The 17,365-nt window shown below is 62.1% G+C and carries 14 protein-coding genes and 1 pseudogene; 8 read left to right on the top strand and 7 right to left on the bottom strand.

Annotated elements, in window-relative coordinates; translation table 11 throughout:
- Positions 1-8 precede the first annotated feature (8 nt).
- The 7 genes and pseudogenes from rseP to rpsB all read right to left on the bottom strand — a co-directional run bounded on the left by rseP (position 9) and on the right by rpsB (position 6,321).
- A complete protein-coding gene (rseP, locus tag R3E82_03540) occupies positions 9-1,346 on the bottom strand; it encodes an RIP metalloprotease RseP (GenBank protein ID MEZ5549942.1) in 1,338 nt (445 codons plus the stop codon).
- A 208-nt stretch (positions 1,347-1,554) separates the two neighbouring features.
- Positions 1,555-2,364, bottom strand: a complete 810-nt coding sequence (locus R3E82_03535; protein ID MEZ5549941.1) for a phosphatidate cytidylyltransferase — start codon at positions 2,362-2,364, stop codon at positions 1,555-1,557.
- 8 nt (positions 2,365-2,372) lie between these two features.
- The gene (gene uppS, locus R3E82_03530; protein ID MEZ5549940.1) at positions 2,373-3,170 is read right to left on the bottom strand and encodes a polyprenyl diphosphate synthase; all 798 of its coding nucleotides are present in this window, start codon (positions 3,168-3,170) and stop codon (positions 2,373-2,375) included.
- A gap of 34 nt (positions 3,171-3,204) precedes the next feature.
- Complete coding sequence (gene frr / locus R3E82_03525) at positions 3,205-3,762, bottom strand: ribosome recycling factor (GenBank protein ID MEZ5549939.1); 558 nt, start codon at positions 3,760-3,762, stop codon at positions 3,205-3,207.
- Between the two features lie 78 nt (positions 3,763-3,840).
- Positions 3,841-4,596: a UMP kinase gene (pyrH, locus tag R3E82_03520; protein ID MEZ5549938.1), complete on the bottom strand. Its 756-nt coding sequence runs from the start codon at positions 4,594-4,596 to the stop codon at positions 3,841-3,843.
- Between the two features lie 4 nt (positions 4,597-4,600).
- A complete protein-coding gene (gene tsf / locus R3E82_03515) occupies positions 4,601-5,470 on the bottom strand; it encodes a translation elongation factor Ts (protein ID MEZ5549937.1) in 870 nt (289 codons plus the stop codon).
- A gap of 140 nt (positions 5,471-5,610) precedes the next feature.
- Positions 5,611-6,321 (bottom strand): annotated as a pseudogene (gene rpsB, locus R3E82_03510) (30S ribosomal protein S2).
- A 348-nt stretch (positions 6,322-6,669) separates the two neighbouring features.
- Between rpsB and map the strand changes: the two are divergent.
- The 8 genes from map (at position 6,670) to gspD (ending at position 17,343) form a co-directional block, all read left to right on the top strand.
- Complete coding sequence (gene map, locus R3E82_03505) at positions 6,670-7,461, top strand: type I methionyl aminopeptidase (protein ID MEZ5549936.1); 792 nt, start codon at positions 6,670-6,672, stop codon at positions 7,459-7,461.
- Positions 7,458-10,109 carry a [protein-PII] uridylyltransferase gene (glnD, locus tag R3E82_03500; protein ID MEZ5549935.1) on the top strand — a complete coding sequence of 884 codons (2,652 nt, stop codon included), beginning with the start codon at positions 7,458-7,460 and terminating at the stop codon, positions 10,107-10,109. The genes map and glnD overlap by 4 nt, the downstream gene beginning before the upstream one ends.
- A 13-nt stretch (positions 10,110-10,122) precedes the next feature.
- Positions 10,123-11,328, top strand: coding sequence for a succinyldiaminopimelate transaminase (dapC, locus tag R3E82_03495; GenBank protein MEZ5549934.1), 1,206 nt, complete (start codon positions 10,123-10,125; stop codon positions 11,326-11,328).
- 132 nt (positions 11,329-11,460) lie between these two features.
- Positions 11,461-12,477: a DapH/DapD/GlmU-related protein gene (locus R3E82_03490; protein MEZ5549933.1), complete on the top strand. Its 1,017-nt coding sequence runs from the start codon at positions 11,461-11,463 to the stop codon at positions 12,475-12,477.
- Positions 12,478-12,495: 18 nt separating this feature from the next.
- Positions 12,496-13,659 (top strand): succinyl-diaminopimelate desuccinylase, encoded by a 1,164-nt coding sequence (gene dapE / locus R3E82_03485; protein MEZ5549932.1) that lies wholly within the window; start codon positions 12,496-12,498, stop codon positions 13,657-13,659.
- 2 nt (positions 13,660-13,661) lie between these two features.
- Positions 13,662-14,375: a type II secretion system protein N gene (gene gspN, locus R3E82_03480; protein MEZ5549931.1), complete on the top strand. Its 714-nt coding sequence runs from the start codon at positions 13,662-13,664 to the stop codon at positions 14,373-14,375.
- Positions 14,376-14,464: 89 nt separating this feature from the next.
- A complete protein-coding gene (locus tag R3E82_03475; GenBank protein ID MEZ5549930.1) occupies positions 14,465-15,445 on the top strand; it encodes a type II secretion system protein N in 981 nt (326 codons plus the stop codon).
- Positions 15,445-17,343: a type II secretion system secretin GspD gene (gene gspD, locus R3E82_03470; GenBank protein MEZ5549929.1), complete on the top strand. Its 1,899-nt coding sequence runs from the start codon at positions 15,445-15,447 to the stop codon at positions 17,341-17,343. The genes R3E82_03475 and gspD overlap by 1 nt, the downstream gene beginning before the upstream one ends.
- Positions 17,344-17,365: the final 22 nt, after the last annotated feature.

The raw sequence follows: 17,365 nt of genomic DNA, 5'->3' as shown, positions 1-17,365 counted from the left end.
GATGCGGCTCACAGCAGTCGGGTGATGTCGTTGTATATGGCGATCATCATCAGACCCGCCACCAGAAACAGGCCAACCTGGGTGCCCACGATCTGGGCCCGCTCAGGTACCGGTTTGCCGCGAATGATTTCCGCGAGACAGAACAGGATATGCCCGCCATCGAGGATGGGAATCGGCAGCAGATTGAGCACACCCAGAGAAATCGACAGCAGCGCGGCCAGCCCGACAAAGATCTGCCAGCCGGCCCGCGCCGAATCCCCGGCCACTTTGGCGATCATGATCGGACTGTTGAGATTCTGCACAGACACCTGACCGGTGAACATCTTGCGCACCACACCCAGGGTCAGCACTGTCTTGTCCCAGGTCTCCGCGATACCCATGGGAATCGCATCCAGGGGCCCGAAACGGACTTCGTTGTAGTGGGGCCCCACACCCAAGTAGCCGAATTTTTCACCGGCCGGATCACTGCGGGTTTCCGGTGTCACACCGATGTCGAGGGCCTGGCCGGCGCGCTTTACTCTGACATTCAGGTGTTTCCCCGGGGAGGCCTGGATCAGGGCCACCCAGTCCCGCCAGGTCTCGATGGGCGCACCGTCTACCGATTCGATCAGATCCCAGGCCTGGAAACCCGCTCTGCGGGCCGGACTGTCAGCCAGCACGGTGGCCACCAGCGCCGGATAGGCCACGGAGATTCCGAGGGAGCCGAACAGATCCGGATCCTTGCTCGAACTGTGCCAGCGATCTATGGGTACCTGCACCTGCTGAGCGGACTGTCCGGGCTGTCGCAGACTGAATTCGATAACGCCGCTGTCGCCCATACGCGAGGCCAGGGCGATATTGACCTGCTGCCAGTCCCGCGTTGGCGTACCGTCGACACTCAGAATTTCGGCATTTCTGCTGACCCCCGCCCTGCCCAGTGGAGAATCCGCCGCCACCTCGCCCAGCAGCGGTGCGTAGCTCATCGAGCCCACCACAAACAGCAGCCAGTAAACGAAAATGGCCAGCAGGAAGTTCGCCGCAGGACCGCCAAAGGCTATGGCCATGCGCCACCACACGGAGAGGCTCGTGTAGGGTCGGTCTTCCGGTCCTGCCGGGACCGCGGGTATGACCTCACCCGGCTCCCTTTCATCGAGCATGCGCACGTAACCGCCCAGGGGGATCATGGCGATCACAAACTCGGTGCCATGCCGGTCCACCCGGGACCAGAGGGGCCGCCCGAAACCAACGGAGAAGCGCACGATGCGCACACCGGAGAAGCGGGCCACCAGGTAGTGACCCAGTTCGTGGAAGGTCACCAGCACGCCAAGCATCAGGATCAGCGCCAGCGGGTACTGCAGTATTTCCATCCCCTCTCAAGTCCTCATTGCTGACTGTTGTTGGAGTCGTGGTCCGTCAGAAGGTTCTTTGCCCGCTCTGCAGCACAAAATTTCCGACACATTCGCGCTGCCCGGCGGGCATGCCGACGATAAACGGGCGCCATGATAAAGCATCTCGCCCGGCGCGGCCCCTGATCCTAGAGGATCAGCATCCGCAAGGACCAGCCATCCGCCTGGGTCAGCCCATGTCTGACAATCCGCCAAGCACCAGTATCAGTGCGAAACAGGGCAGCACGGCAACCGCCGAATCAATACGATCCAGCACACCCCCATGACCGGGCAGCAGGCTGCCCGAATCCTTCATGCCCCGCACACGTTTGAGGACACTCTCGAAAAGGTCGCCGAACACCGACATCACCACCAGCAGCACCATGATCAGGAGCCAGCCGGCGTTGAAACGACCCATCAGCAACAGGATCAGGCCGCACATGAGGCTGGCCATCGCCAGCCCGCCCCAGAGCCCTTCCCAGGTCTTGCCGGGACTCACCTCCGGCGCAAGTCGGGTATGGCCGAAAGCGCGACCTGCAAAGAAGGCGCCGACATCTGCTCCCGCCACCAGGACCATGAGCCAGAGGATCCAGTGCGAACCGGACGGCGCATCACGAATCACGACCAGGGCAATCCAGGCAGCCCAGCAGATCAGCAGCCCGGCACCGGCACTCACCCAGCCGCGACGGAGGACGGAGGCACTGCCCGGGTAGGTCAGCACTGCCAGCAGGGCAAGCGACCATACCGCCACACCCACCCACAGACCCGGCAACTGCAGCGCAGTCTGCCACCAGGTGAGTGCCACCAGCGTCGAGTAGCCGCCGACGTAGGCAATCCGGTTCGTCATCCGGGTCATACCGGCGAGCGCCGAGTACTCATAGGCACCCAGTCCTCCGATGACCCAGAACACCAGCGCATACCAGGTCAGGGGCAACAGGTAACAGACGGCAATCAGACCGACCGCCAGTATCAGTCCGGTGATGATCCGGGATTTGAGCATGGAGCCTGTCAGGACCTGCGGCCGAAACGGCGCTGGCGATCGTTGAACCAAGCGAGTGATTCGATGAGCTGCTCGGGGCCGAAGGCAGGCCAGAAGGCGTCTGTGAAAAACAGCTCCGTGTACGCGAACTCCCAGAGCAGGAAATTGCTGATGCGGTGATCACCACCGGTACGGATGCACAGATCGGGCTCCGGCATCTCTCCCAGGGACAGGCCCCGGGCGAAGCTGGACTCGTCGATGTCTTCGGGCTTCAGCCGGCCTTCCTGAACCGCGCGCGCCAGACTCCGGGCGGCCTGGGTGATGTCCCAGCGCCCGCCATAGTTGGCAGCGATGTTCAGCCGCATCCGGTCATTGTCCCGGGTCAGCGTCTCGGCGTCGTCCATACGGGCGCGCAGATCCGGGGCAAAACGGGCCCGGTCACCGATGATTCTCAGCTGCACGCCCCGCTCATTGAGTTCCTGTACATCGTTTTCCAGCACCGAGCGCATCAGATCCATGAGCAGATTCACTTCGCGCTTGGGTCGGCGCCAGTTCTCGGTGCTGAAAGCAAACAGGGTGAGGCATTCGACACCGGCGTCGGCACAGGCTTCGGCTACGGGACGGACATTGCGGGCACCGGCGCGATGACCGGCCGCACCAGGCAGATGGCGGGCCTTCGCCCAGCGGTAATTACCATCCATGATGATGGCCACGTGGCGGGGGTGGGCGGGGTGTTCTCCGACCGCGGTTGCGGCCGAGTCGGCTGTCCCTGCCGCCGGGGTCACCGGGGCGGGATCTGCTGGGACACTGGCCCTCAATTCAGACATGTCGAGAAGAATCTTCCGTGAATGGCCTGAAGGTTCAGACTTCCATCAGGTCGGCTTCTTTTTCACCCAGCGCTTTGTCCACCTCGCCGATGTAGCGATCTGTGAGCTTCTGGATCCCTTCCTCTCCCCGGCGCGCGTCATCCTCGGCCACCTCTTTCTCTTTGACCAGTTCACGGATGTCGGCAATGGCGTCGCGACGGATGTTCCGCACTGAAATCCTGGCCTGCTCTGCCTCGTTGCGGGCCTGCTTGGCAAGTTCTTTCCGGTTTTCTTCGGTAAGTGCCGGCAGGGGTACACGCACCAGATCGCTGGTGGAGGAAGGCGTGATCCCCAGATCGCTTTTCAGGATCGCTTTCTCGATGACACTGACCAGATTCTTTTCCCAGGGTGAGATCGACAGAGTGCGGGCATCTTCCACCGATATGGTGGCCACCTGATTCAGGGGTGTCGGATTGCCGTAATATTCAACCTGGATACCATCGAGAATCGCGGGATTGGCACGACCAGTACGGATCCTGCCGAAGGCACCTTCAAGGGCTTCCACCGCTTTGCGCATGCGCCCTTCGGCATCTTTTCGGATGTCATCGATCATTTTTTTCTCTGGTCCCTTTCTCTGGTCCCTTTCTCCGGTCCCTTCAGGTCCCGGATGCCCTGCTACGACATTCCGGGGTCATGCTGCAGTGCCGGGAACCCCCGCGTCGATGCGGGTCCCAACCTTGTCACCCTTGAGGATTGCGGTCAATGCACCCTTTGTATGCATGTCGAATACCACCAGCGGCATGCCGTTGTCCCTGCACAGGCAGATCGCCGTGAGGTCCATCACACCAAGCCTGCGCTCAAGCACGCCATCGTAGGAAAGGGTTTCAAAACGCACAGCCGAGGGATCGATCTGCGGGTCTGCGCTGTACACGCCATCCACCTTGGTGGCTTTGAGCACCGCATCTGCGCCAATTTCCACAGCACGCAGGCAGGCGGCTGTATCCGTCGTGAAAAAAGGGTTACCCGTTCCGGCAACCAGCACCGCTACGGCCCCGCCTTCCAGCGCCTCGACTACTCTGTCGCGCTCGAAGCCCCGCACCACGCCGGCAATGGGCAGCGCGGAAAACACCTCCGCCGCCACCCCGGATCGTTCGAGCAGATCACGGAAAGCCAGGCCGTTCATGATCGTGGCCAGCATCCCCATATGATCAGCGGTGACCCGGTCCATCCCGACGGTCTGCAGCGCGGCACCCCGGAGCAGATTGCCACCTCCGAGCACCACGGCGAGCTGACCGCCTCCGTCCACGAGCGCCCGGATTTCCGCTGCCAGAGCGCTGAGACGTTGCGCATCGATGCCCGAGCCGCTCTCGGCAAGTGCTTCGCCGCTGAGCTTGAGCAGCACGCGGCGGACAGATCCGGCGGGGCGCTTTCCGGGCTGAACAGCCAAGGGGCTATGCCCCGCCTTTCACCTGTGCGGCCACCTCGGCCGCGAAGTCGACTTTCGCCACTTCGATGCCCTCACCCACCTCAAAGCGCACGAACCGACGGCAGCCGTTGCCCCGGTCCTTGAGCAGTTTGCCGACGCTGATACTGCTGTCTTTCACAAAGGGCTGGTCCACCAGGCTGACTTCGCTCAGGAATTTGCGGACTCGACCCTCTACCATCTTCGCCACGATGTCCGCCGGCTTGCCGCTCTCGGCAGCCTGGGAGGTATAGATTTCCCGCTCTTTCGCCAGCACGTCGGCCGGAACTTCCGCTGAGGTGACCACCATCGGGTTGACCGCGGTCACGTGCATGGCGATGTCGCGCCCGAGGTCTTCATCGGCTTTGTCGAGTTCGATCAGCACCGCCTTGCGGTTGTCCGAGTGCAGGTAGCTGGTGATGAAGCCGTCCGCCGATTCGAAACATACCGCCCGTCGCACGCTGATGTTCTCACCGATTTCCTGCACCAGACTTTCGCGCTTCTTCTCGAGGCCCGCAGCCAGTACCGCAGCGACATCGCTGCTGCCTGCAGCGAAGACAGCGGCGGTCACCGCTTCGACAAAGGCGATGAATTTTTCATTCTTGGCGGCAAAGTCGGTCTCGATATTGACTTCTACCAGCGCACCCTTGCTGCCATCCGGGGCAACCTTGATACCCAGCAGGCCGTCTGCCGTGGTTCGACCCGCCTTTTTTGCGGCCTTGAGGGCGCTCTTCTTGCGCAGTTCCTCGATGGCGAGTTCGAGATCGCCATCGACATCTTCCAGGGCGCGCTTGCAGTCCATCATGCCGAGCCCGGTACGTTCCCGGAGCTCTTTGACCAGTGCTGCTGTGATTGCCATATCGGCTACTCCTTGCTCTGCGCCGCCTGATCGACCGCTGCTGCAGGCTCGGCGTCCGCTGTGGCGGGTTCTGCCGCCGCGGGCTCTTTCGCCGCTGCGGTCTCTTTCACCGGCGCGGGGACTGCCTCCTCCTCGACCTCGACGAATTCGTCAGCGCGCACCGTGCCTGCGGCCTTGCCGCTGCCTTCGGCGATCGCATCGGCTGCCGCTGTGACATAGAGGCGGATCGCGCGAATCGCGTCGTCGTTGCCGGGGATGACAAAATCCACACCGGCCGGATCGCTGTTCGAGTCGACCACACCGAACACGGGTATCCCGAGCTTGTTGGCCTCGGTGACGGCAATATGCTCGTGCATCACGTCGACTACGAACAGCGCATCGGGCAGTCCACCCATATTCTTGATGCCGCCGAGACTCGCTTCGAGCTTGGCCATCAGGCGGGTGCGCTGAAGGGCTTCGTGCTTGGGCAGCATCTCGAAGGTACCATCCTGGGCCTGTACCTCCAGCTCCTGCAGTTTCTTGATCGACTGCCGGATGGTTTTGTAGTTGGTCAGCATGCCGCCCAGCCAGCGCTGATCCACGTAGGGCATGCCGATGCGCAGAGCCTGCTCGCGAATGACCTTGGCCGCTGCACGTTTGGTGCCGACGAACAGAATCTTGTGCTTGCGTGCCCCCAGCCGGGTGAGCTCCGCCAGCGCCGCATTGAAGGCGGGCAGCGTTTTTTCGAGGTTGATGATATGGATCTTGTTGCGGGAACCGAAGATGTAGGGTGACATCTTGGGATTCCAGAATCGGGTCTGATGGCCGAAGTGCACGCCGGCGGCCAGCATGTCGCGCATGGTTATCGTCATTTATATCTCCGGGTTGTTTCTCGCGCTAATCCCCGCACCTCGACCGGCAGGCAGACGCTGCGGATTCATTCGAATCCAAGCAGCCACCTGAGCGGGCACCCGGAGGTACGTGACGGACAGCGTGTATGATTTAGGTCAGTTTCGTTTTCCGTGCTCCGGGAGCGGCCTGTCGGCAAGCCGACGCCTGGGCGTACCGAGGTAGACGCTCGTTGCCCCGGAGCGGCGCGCTTTATACCATAACCGGCCCGACTAGCAAAAGTGCAGGGTACCGGCCCGACCATCACAGGCGCACGGAGGCCGGGTACCCGACACCGGCCCGATACAGACAGGCCCGACACAGGACAGCAGATGACCGCCAGGCTCACGAACGAAGACGATATCGCCCGCATGCGCCACGCCGGGCGGCTGGCGGCCAGCGTACTCGAGCGTATCGGTGAGCGGGTGCAACCCGGTGTGACCACCGGCGAGCTCAATGACATCTGCCATCACATGATCGTTGACGAACTCGGCTGTATTCCCGCTCCCCTGAACTACAGCAACGCGCCCGGCCAGCCGGCTTTCCCGAAATCCATCTGCACTTCGGTGAATCACGTGGTCTGCCACGGCATACCAAGTGATCGTAAGGTGTTGAAAAATGGAGATATTCTAAACATAGATGTCACAGTGATCGCCGACGGATTCCACGGCGACACATCGAAAATGTTCTTCGTCGGCAATCCCTCGGTACTCGCCGAGCGCCTGGTCCGGGTCACCCAGGAGTGTCTGTACCTGGGCATAGAGGCTGTCCGCGCGGGCGCCAGGCTCGGCGACATCGGGCATGCGATCCAGAGCCATGCCGAAGCCAACCACTTCTCCGTGGTGCGGGAGTTCTGCGGACATGGTATCGGCCGGGTGTTCCACGACGAGCCCCAGGTTGTCCACTACGGCAGACCGGATACCGGCATCCGACTCGAAGAAGGCATGACTTTCACCATCGAACCGATGATCAATGCGGGCAAGCGCCACGTGAAGATCCTGCCCGATCACTGGACCGTGGTCACCAAAGACCACAAGCTGTCCGCCCAATGGGAGCACACCATCCTGGTCACCCGCAGCGGAGCTGAGGTGCTCACCTTGCGTAGTGACGAGCAGTTTGGGTGACCGCAGCCGCAAAGCGATTCGGCGACGGTCCGGATGCCCTGGCGGAGTCCGTGCGGCTGCGCCTGGCCAAAAAAGACGCAGAACTCGAGGACCGCTACTGGAGCCGTCATAACGTCGAGGATCTGCTCACTGAGCGCACCCAGGCGATGGACGCAGCGATCGCCGAACTCTGGCACGCCTGCATCCCCGAGAAAGCCGCCAGGGACCTGAGCCTCTTCGCGGTTGGTGGCTATGGCCGGGGAGAACAATTCCCCCACTCAGACGTCGATCTGCTGATTGTGACCCGCCGCAGCAGCCGCTGGCAGGACGAAATCCGCACCTTTGTGCACTGCCTTTTCGATCTGAAACTCGAGGTCGGTCACAGCGTCCGCCGGCTTGCGGACTGCAAGGCAGAAGCCATCCGCGACATCACGGTGGCGACGGCGATGTACGAGCGCCGCCACCTCCAGGGCTCGACGAAGCTGGCCCGCAAGCTCGACAGAATTCTGGCCTCACCCCGGCTCTGGCCGCCGGACAAATTCTTCAGAGCGAAACGCGATGAGCAGCTGGCGCGGCATCGACAGTTCGACAATGTGGACTACGGCCTCGAACCCAACATCAAGGCATCACCGGGCGGACTGCGGGACCTGCAGACGGCCCTGTGGATATTTCAGCGCCAGTTCGGCACACAGGATATGCGCGACCTGGAAAAAATCGGCGCACTGACCGCCCAGGAGCGGCTCTGGCTGATCGATGGCAGACGCTTTCTCTGGTGGGTTCGTTATGGCCTGCACCTGCTGGCCGGTCGCAAGGAAGACCGGCTGCAGTTCGAAAGCCAGCGCGCCCTGGCCCGGCGCCTGGGATTCGCCGACACGGAAGCAAAGCTCGGCGTCGAGCGATTCATGAAGCTCTACTACGAGCACGTACTGGCGCTGCGCGAGGTCAACGACATCGTGCTGCAGTACTTCGACGAATCCATTCTGCGCGGCAACGAAAAGCCGGTGGTTGAACCGATCAACGAGCGTTTCCGCATCCGCAACAATTACATCGAGGTCATCCGCGAGGAAATCTTCGACGAAACGCCCAGCGCCATCATGGAGATTTTCGTGATCATGGCCAATCGCCGGGACATTTCCGGTGTGCGGGCACAGACCATCCGCGCCATACGCGATCGACTGCATCTGATCGACGATGCCTTCAGGTCGGATGCGGACAACACCCGCCTGTTCCTTGAACTGCTGAAAGCCCCCTACACCCTGGTATCCCAGCTCACCCGGATGCGGCGTTACGGGGTACTGGGTCGTTATCTGCCTGAGTACGGACAGATCATCGGCCAGATGCAGCATGACCTGTTCCATATCTACACCGTGGACGCCCACACCATGATGGTCATCCGCAACATGCGGCGCTTCCACTACCGGGCCAGTGAGGCCGAATTCCCCGTAGCCTGTCACTGTGTGCGCAACCTGCCGAAAATCGAACTGCTCTACATCGCCGGTCTGTATCACGACATCGGCAAAGGCCGGGGCGGCGATCATTCGGCACTGGGTGCCAGAGATGTCCAGGCATTCTGTACCCGCCACGGCCTCAACGAAGACGACACCGAACTGGTGGGGTGGCTTGTCGAGAAGCATCTGTTCATGTCGAGCACCGCACAGCGCCGCGACATCTACGATCCTGACGAGATTCAGGAGTTCGCCAGGGAAATCAAGTCGGAGCGCCGCCTGAACTATCTGTATGCCCTCACCGTGGCCGACATCAATGCCACCAATCCGACACTGTGGAACAGCTGGCGTGCGAGCCTGATGCGTCATCTCTACAACGAAACCCGCAAGGCGCTGCGTCGCGGGCTGGAGTCGCCGGTCGATCGGCAGGCCACGGTTCGGGCCTGTCAGGAAAACGCCCTGGAACGACTGCTCGATCGGGGCATGCAGGAAATTGATGTGCGTGCGGTCTGGGACATACTCGAAGACGAGTTCTTTTTCCGTCATACGCCGCGCCAGGTGGCCGACCTCACTGCCCGCATCGCTGCCCATGACACCGCAAAACCGCTGGTCGTGATTCAGGATCGACGCGGACCCGGCTCCAGTGACGGAGCCACCGAGATCTGCATTTATACACCTGATCGACCCGGACTGTTTGCCAGCACTGTCGCTGCACTCAGTCAGCTCGGACTGTCTGTGCACGAAGCCAATATCCACACCTCATCCACCGGCCTGTGCCTGAACAATTTCATCGTCCTCGACGAGCAGGGGGATGCGCCCGGTGAGCGCAAGAAGGACCGGGAAGAAATCATCGCCGGACTCGAACAGGCGCTCAGCGATACAGAGGAAGTGCCGAGTCTCCCCAGACGTCGCCTGTCACGGCAGATCAGACAGCTGCCTACCCCGACCCAGGTGGTGATCCGCAACAAACCCGGAGCGAACCACACGGACCTCACCGTGATCGCCGCGGACCGCCATGGCCTGCTCGCCAGCATCGGCATCCTCTTCGCCGAACTGGGCTTGAGCGTGCAGGAGGCACGGATCGCCACTCTGGGCGAGCGGGTCGAAGACACCTTCGCGGTCACGGACGAAAACGGCGCGCCCATCCTCAGTTCGGAGCGCATCTATCTGCTGGAAAATACCATCCGGCAGCGCCTGGATTCCCAGTTCGCCAACCAGTTGTAGCAGGACCGCAGCAATGAACCCGCGACTTCAAGTGCTTCAGCCCTACCCTTTCGAACGCCTCAACGCGCTCAAGGCCGGCGTCGTCGGCAACCCCGCTCATGCGCACATCGCCCTGTCTATCGGTGAACCAAAGCACCCGCCGCCGCCTTTTCTCATCGAACTGCTGAGTGAACCAGGCGCCCTGGCTGCGGATCTGGCCACCTACCCTGCCACCCGGGGCAGTCCGGCACTGCGCGAGGCCATAGCGCACTGGCTGCAGCAGCGGTTTTCCGCCGGGGTGGATCCGGAAACCGGGATTCTGCCGGTTGCCGGTACTCGGGAAGCCCTTTTCTCCTTTGCCCAGGCGGTGCTCAGCGGCGCACCGGGCAGTGTCGGCATTGCACCAAATCCTTTCTATCAGATCTACGAAGGCGCGCTGCTGCTCGGCGGTGCACGACCCTGTTTCGTCGATTGCCCCGCGTCGAACGACTATCTGCCGGACTATCGTGCGGTCACCGAAGACGTCTGGCGCCGGTGCGAACTGCTGTTTCTCTGCTCGCCTGGCAATCCCACCGGCCGTGTGCTCGATCGCGACACACTGGAATTTCTCATCGGTCAGGCCCAGCGTCACGACTTCATTCTCGCCGCCGACGAGTGTTACTCGGAGATCTATTTTGACGAGGCAAAACCTCCGCTCGGCCTGCTGCAGGTTGCCCGGGACATGGGTCTGTCCGACTACCGTCGCTGTGTGGTGTTCCACTCCCTGAGCAAACGGTCGAATCTGCCCGGGTTACGCTCCGGTTTCGTGGCGGGAGACAGCCGGGTGCTCGAAGCCTATCTGCTCTACCGCACCTATCACGGTTGTGCACTCGGCGCTCACGTGCAGCGCGCCAGTACCGCTGCCTGGAGCGATGAGGATCATGTGCGGGCCAATCGAGCCCTGTATGTGGAAAAGTTCTCGAAAATCCACGCACTGCTCAGCGACCAGTTCCAGTTCCGCGAACCGGAAGGTGGCTTCTATCACTGGCTGAATGTGGGAGAAGACGACCGGGCTTTCGCCCGGGATCTGTTCCGGGATGAGAACATCACCGTCCTGCCCGGCTCTTTCCTGAGTCGCGAGGGCGCATCCGGAAATCCGGGGCAGGGTCATGTCCGGGTTGCCTGGGTTGCCCCCCTGGCGGAAACACTGTCCGCCGCCCAGCGCCTGTGCCGCTGGGCACAACGCCGGTCACCGCTTTGACGCCCATCCCTGACGCCTCCTCAAGCGCTGTGATAGGTTAGCGGGCCCGGTGCGCGGATACGGACCCTGCGCCCACCAACCGCCTGTCGGAGACATATTTTTAGTCCCAATCCTTCGGACTTCCAGGGAGAAATCATGACCGGTCTTTATGCATTTGCCGTCGGCATCGGCACCCGCAGCCAGCGCGGCGATCTCATCGACTGTTACTATCCCGCACCGCTGAAAAACCCGGATGCCCGCACCACTGCGGCCATCGTCAGCCGGTTCGGCAATGGTGTCACGACCGCGTCTGCGCGGGAGGTTGCCGATTTTGCAGACGCCCTTGAAGACAAGTCGGTGCAGCAGCGTCTGCGCCGACTGGCAGATGCTGATACACCGCTCACCGCCGTCCGCCTGGATCGGGACGAGGCCATCGATTCCACCGCAGCCGCGTACCTGAAGCTGCATCTGCTTTCGCACCGGCTGGCGCTGCCCAACAGTCAGGATTTGAGCAACATCTTCGCCCACCTGCCGAATGTCGCCTGGACCTGCGAAGGACCGGTCGCCGCCGCCGAACTGCCCGAACGCCTGCTCGATGCGCGCCTGCGGGGTACCCACCTCGAAGTGCATTCGGTGGACAAATTTCCCCGCATGACCAACTACGTGATGCCATCGGGTGTGCGTATCGCAGACGCCAGTCGGATCCGACTCGGCGCCTATCTCGGCGAAGGCACCACGGTGATGCATGAAGGATTTGTGAACTTCAATGCCGGCGCACTCGGACCCAATATGGTAGAAGGCCGCATTTCCCAGGGGGTGGTGATCGGTGCCCACTCGGATCTCGGCGGCAGTTCGAGCACCATGGGCACGCTCTCCGGAGGCGGAGAGATCACGATCAGCATCGGCGAACACTGCCTCATCGGGGCCAATGCCGGCACCGGCATTCCCCTGGGTGATCGCTGCACCATCGAAGCCGGCCTCTATATCACCGCTTCCACGCCGGTAATGATCCTTGATGAGACCGGTGCCGAGGTGAAGCGGGTGAAAGGCCGGGAGCTGGCCGGGGGATCCGACATGCTGTTCATTCGCAATGGCCTGAACGGCCGGGTGGAATGCCGCACCAACCGCAAGGCCATTGCACTCAACGAAGCGCTGCACGCGCACAACTGACACCCCTTGACTGCCAGAATGGATTCACTGACCCAGTCCCTGCTCGAGCTGACCCTGGCGCTCATCGAGCGGCCCAGCGTTACACCCGAGGATGCCGGTTGCCAGAAGCTGCTGGGCAATCGTCTGCGCCAGCAGGGGTTTGCAATCACGGACCTGCCCTTCGGCGATGTGCAGAACCTGTGGGCGACCCGCGGCAGCGGCGCTCCCCTGTTTCTGTTTGCCGGCCACACCGACGTGGTGCCTACAGGGCCGGTCGATGCCTGGCGTACCCCACCATTCACTGCAACGCTGGAAGACGGCATGCTGCGGGGCCGCGGCAGTGCGGACATGAAAGGCAGCCTTGCGGCGATGGTCTGTGCAACCGAGGCCTTTGTCGCCGCACATCCGGACCATCCGGGTACCCTCGCCTACCTGCTCACCAGCGATGAAGAAGGCCCGGCCGTCGACGGCACCCGCAGGGTCGTGGAATACCTGAGCGGCAGGGCCATCCGACCGGATTACTGTGTGGTGGGTGAGCCCTCTTCGAAAGATCGCCTCGGTGATGTCATCCGGGTCGGCAGACGCGGTTCGCTGAACGCCCTGATGCGGATTAACGGCAGGCAGGGACACGTCGCCTATCCCGAGACCGTGGACAACCCCATCCACCGTGCGGCACCCCTGCTCGCCACCCTGGCGGCCACCCGCTGGGATTCCGGCAACCCGGAGTTTCCGCCGACCAGCTTCCAGATCACCAACATCCACGCCGGCACCGGCGCGACCAACGTGGTGCCGGGCACCCTGGAAGTGCTGTTCAACCTGCGTTTTTCGACCGAACAGACTGCAGAAGGGCTGCAGGCCCGGATCACCAGCCTCTGCAGGGACGCCGGTCTGGACTTCGACATCGAATGGTCCCTGTCCGGCAACCCCTTTCTGACCCGGGGCGGCCGCCTGCTGGCAGCAGCCGGAGACAGCATCGAATCCATTCAGGGTTTCCGGCCGGAACATTCCACCGGCGGCGGCACCTCAGACGGCCGCTTCATTGCACCGATGGGCAGCGAACTGATCGAACTCGGCCCGGTGAACGCCACCATTCACCAGGTCGACGAGCAGGTTTCCCTGGCGGATCTGCACAGGCTCTGCCGCATCTATCAGGATCTGCTTGAGCGCCTGCTGCTCGGCACCGGCCCGGCCTGTACCGACTGAAAATGCGCAAAGGCATCCTCATCGGCATCGCCTTTTTTCTGGGCTTCGCCATCTACCAGGCGCCGGCAGGACTGCTTCGCATCGCACTGGACGATCAGGCTGTCATCACTCTGACAGATCTCGAAGGCACGCTGTGGCGCGGCAGGGCCAGGGTCGTTGCCCAGGGAAATGAGCTGGCAGGCCTGCACTGGGATCTGAACAGCGGCGCGCTGCTCACCGCGCACCTGAACTATCAACTCGAAATCAAGGGCACGGACCTGGGACTGCAAGGCGAACTGGATATGGGGCCCGGCACTGCGGCGCTGCAGCTCACCGGCAGGCTCGGTTCCGCTGAGATCAACCGTCGACTGGCACCCTATGACATCGCCCTGGAGGGTGATTTCGACATCCGCGAAGCCCGGCTACGCCTGCGCGGCAACCGTCCCGTTGCCGCGGATGGCGAGATTCACTGGGCGGGTGGGCCCGTGCGCTACGTATTGTCCGGGCGGGCATCTTCCAGCATGCTGCCGCCGTTAACCGCCTATCTTGGCCCCGGCCCTGAGGCGGTGGTGTTCCCGGCGGACGGGCAGACCCCGTTACTCACCGCCCGATTACTCGAAAACGGCTATGCGAAAGTCGGGGTCACGAAGTTTTTTACCAGGATGCTTGGCAGCCCCTGGCCGGGGGGTGATCCCGATCACGCTGTGGTACTGGAGGTTGAAGAACAACTCTTTTAACATCAGACAGTTACAGAAGTTAGCGTTTACCGGAAGTTAATGTCAGTCTGACCCAGGCGGTTACCGGGGACAGACAGGTACTGGATTAGATGGCCATAGCACTCAACACTCTCGCCGACCGGGCGGTCGAACCGCTGCGGTGGCTGATCATCGCCGGGATCGCCTATACCCTGGCAACCAGCACCCTGTTCTTTCTTGCCGGTCCCGAGTCCGCGCCTGCAGGCGCTGCAAAGCAGACCCCCAGCCGCACACCCGATCGCTCTGCCACGGTCAGCATCAATGCCATTCTGTCGAGGAATCTGTTTGGTGCTGCGGATGCGAACGATGCGGCACCGGTCGTCGCCCAGGCCGCTGTGGCTACTCGTCTTCCCCTCGAACTGCGGGGGGTATTCGTCGGCGATGTGGCGGACGCCTCCGCCGCGATCGTCGCGCAGAAGGGCAAGGCGGGCGAGCTCTATACGATCGGCGCCATGCTGCCGGGCAATGCGGAACTTGTCGAAGTGTGGCCGGATCACATCGTCCTGCGCCGCGCCGGCGCACGGGAGACGCTGAACTTTCCGGAGTTCAGCAGCAGCGGTGTCGTCTCAGCCAGCACGCGATTCAACGGCGGTCCAGGCAGCAGCGGCGACATGATCGACGAAGCCCCCATCGATGCAGCACCCTGGCCCCCCGAAGAGGTACCCTTCGAAGAGCCGCCGCTGGAAGAAGCACAACGGGGTGAAATCCAGTCTGCTGATCAGGCCGCAGCCACACCGCGGGAGCTGGTGAATCAATACCGGCAGATTCTCGCCGACGACCCGGAAGGGGCCCTGGCCGACCTCGGCATTGCAGCGGTCAGTGCCGGCAGCGCCGAGGGTTATCGGCTGGACAGCCTGTCCGCAAACTCACCCTATCTGCAACAGACGGGCCTGCAGCCGGGAGACGTGATACTTTCCGTCAACGGCCAGGCCGTGGGTGATATACAAAGGGATCAGCAGCAGATCGACAGTGTCCTGTCTCAGGGCTCGGCGCGGCTGGAAGTTCAACGGGGCTCTCGGCGGTTTTTTGTGACCGCTTCGCTGAATCAATAATGAAAATATCGATCATCAAACAACTGCTTCGGGCAGCTCTGGTCTTCGCACTCGGCACAGCATCGCTTGCTGCGGCCCAGGAACAGACCTGGAAGATCAACGTCAAGAACGCCGATCTGCAGGAATTCGTCTCCCAGGTCGCCACCATCACCGGCAAGACCTTCGTGGTGGATCCCCGGGTGAAGGGCAATGTGACCGTGATCTCCAGCGAGCCGATGAATCGGAATGCGGTGTATGCGCTGTTTCTGTCGGTGCTGCGGGTACACAACTTCATCGCCATGCCCTCCGGCGACGTCATCCGGATCACACCGAACGCGCAGGGCAAGCAGACCCCCGGACCGGACGGCAAGCTTACCGATATCGCCCCTGAAGAACTGGTGACCCGGGTCATTGCTGCCCAGAACGTCGATTCGGCAGAACTCGTGAAAATCCTCCGACCGCTGATCCCCCAGTATGGCCACATCGCCGCAGTCGCCCAGCCCAATATCGTCATCATCAGCGATCATGCGGACAACATCGTCCGTCTCATGGAGATCATCGAAGAGATAGACGTCGCAGACGAAGACGAAGTGGTAATAGTCGATCTGGAACATGCCTGGGTCGGCACCGTGGTCGCCATGCTCGAACAGGTGGCGCCCGACTCAATCGGCAAGAGCGTCGCCGGCCCCCAGCGCATCCAGGTCGTCGCCAACGAGCGCAACAACACCCTGGTGCTGCGTGGTAAACAGCGCCCGGTGGCCGAGGTTCTGAAACTCATCAGCAAACTCGATCGACCGGCCACCAGTTCGGGCTCTACCCGGGTGTTCTACCTGAAACACGGCGACTCGACGAAGATTGCGGAGATTCTCAGCAGCATCATCGGGGACAAGGCCGAAACGGAAGGCGGCCAGGCCACCACCATTCAGCCCGATGAATCCCTCAACGCGATCGTAGTGCGGGCCGACCGGGGCAAGATGACCGAGATCGCGGACATTCTGAAGATGCTCGACGTGCGCCGCTCGCAGGTGCTGATCGAGGCGGCCATCGTGGAAGTCTCGATGACGAATACCAGAACGATCGGAGTGGACACCTTTGCCGTGGATCAGACCGGCTCCGCCACCCCGCTGCTGGTGAGTCCGCTGACCGGAGCCATCCAGAGCCTGATCGCCGGGGCGTCCGGCGAAGACGGCGGCATCGATCTGCTCACTGGTGCGGCCGGTCTCTCGGATCCGACCCTCGGCGTCGCCAAGATCGATACCTCCGGCGTCAGCTTCTCGGTGGTGCTGCAGGCACTCTCCACCAATCAGAACGCCAATCTGCTGTCGACTCCCAGCATCCTTACCCTCGACAATCAGGAAGCCAAGATCGTGGTAGGTAACGAAGTGCCCTTCCGCACAGGATCCTTCAGCACCACCGGTGATGGTTCCAACAATCCTTTCACCACCATTCAGCGTGAGGACGTTGGTCTGCAGCTGACAGTTACCCCCCACGTACACGATGGCCACAACGTACGGCTGGAGGTTGATCAGGAGATCACGAATGTCGTCCCCACACCGATCGGAGACTCCTCGTTCTCCGACGTGGTGACATCTAAGCGCACCATCAACACGGTCGTGCTGGCAGAGAATCAGCAGACCCTCGTGCTCGGCGGCCTGATTCAGGACGACATTACAGAAGGCGAGCGGCGTGTGCCGCTGCTCGGCAGCATTCCCGGTGTGGGATGGCTGTTCCGCTCCAAATCGAACGAAAACACCCGGCGCAATCTGTTGATTTTCCTGCGGCCGACGGTAGTCAACACGGTTGAAAGCGCCGATCAGGAAACCGAGCGGAAGTATCAGGATGTCTGGAAAGTCGACATCCTCATCCCGGGTGCCGACAAACCCGGCAGTCCGTCCGACATGTTCGACGGACGCCAGTAGCAATCAGATCGCGACAGCCGGG

The sequence above is a fragment of the Pseudomonadales bacterium genome, assembly GCA_041395945.1.
Classification (GTDB): domain Bacteria; phylum Pseudomonadota; class Gammaproteobacteria; order Pseudomonadales; family Azotimanducaceae; genus SZUA-309.
Note: the sequence above shows the minus strand (reverse complement) of the source record. Positions and strands in the feature narration are given on the sequence as shown.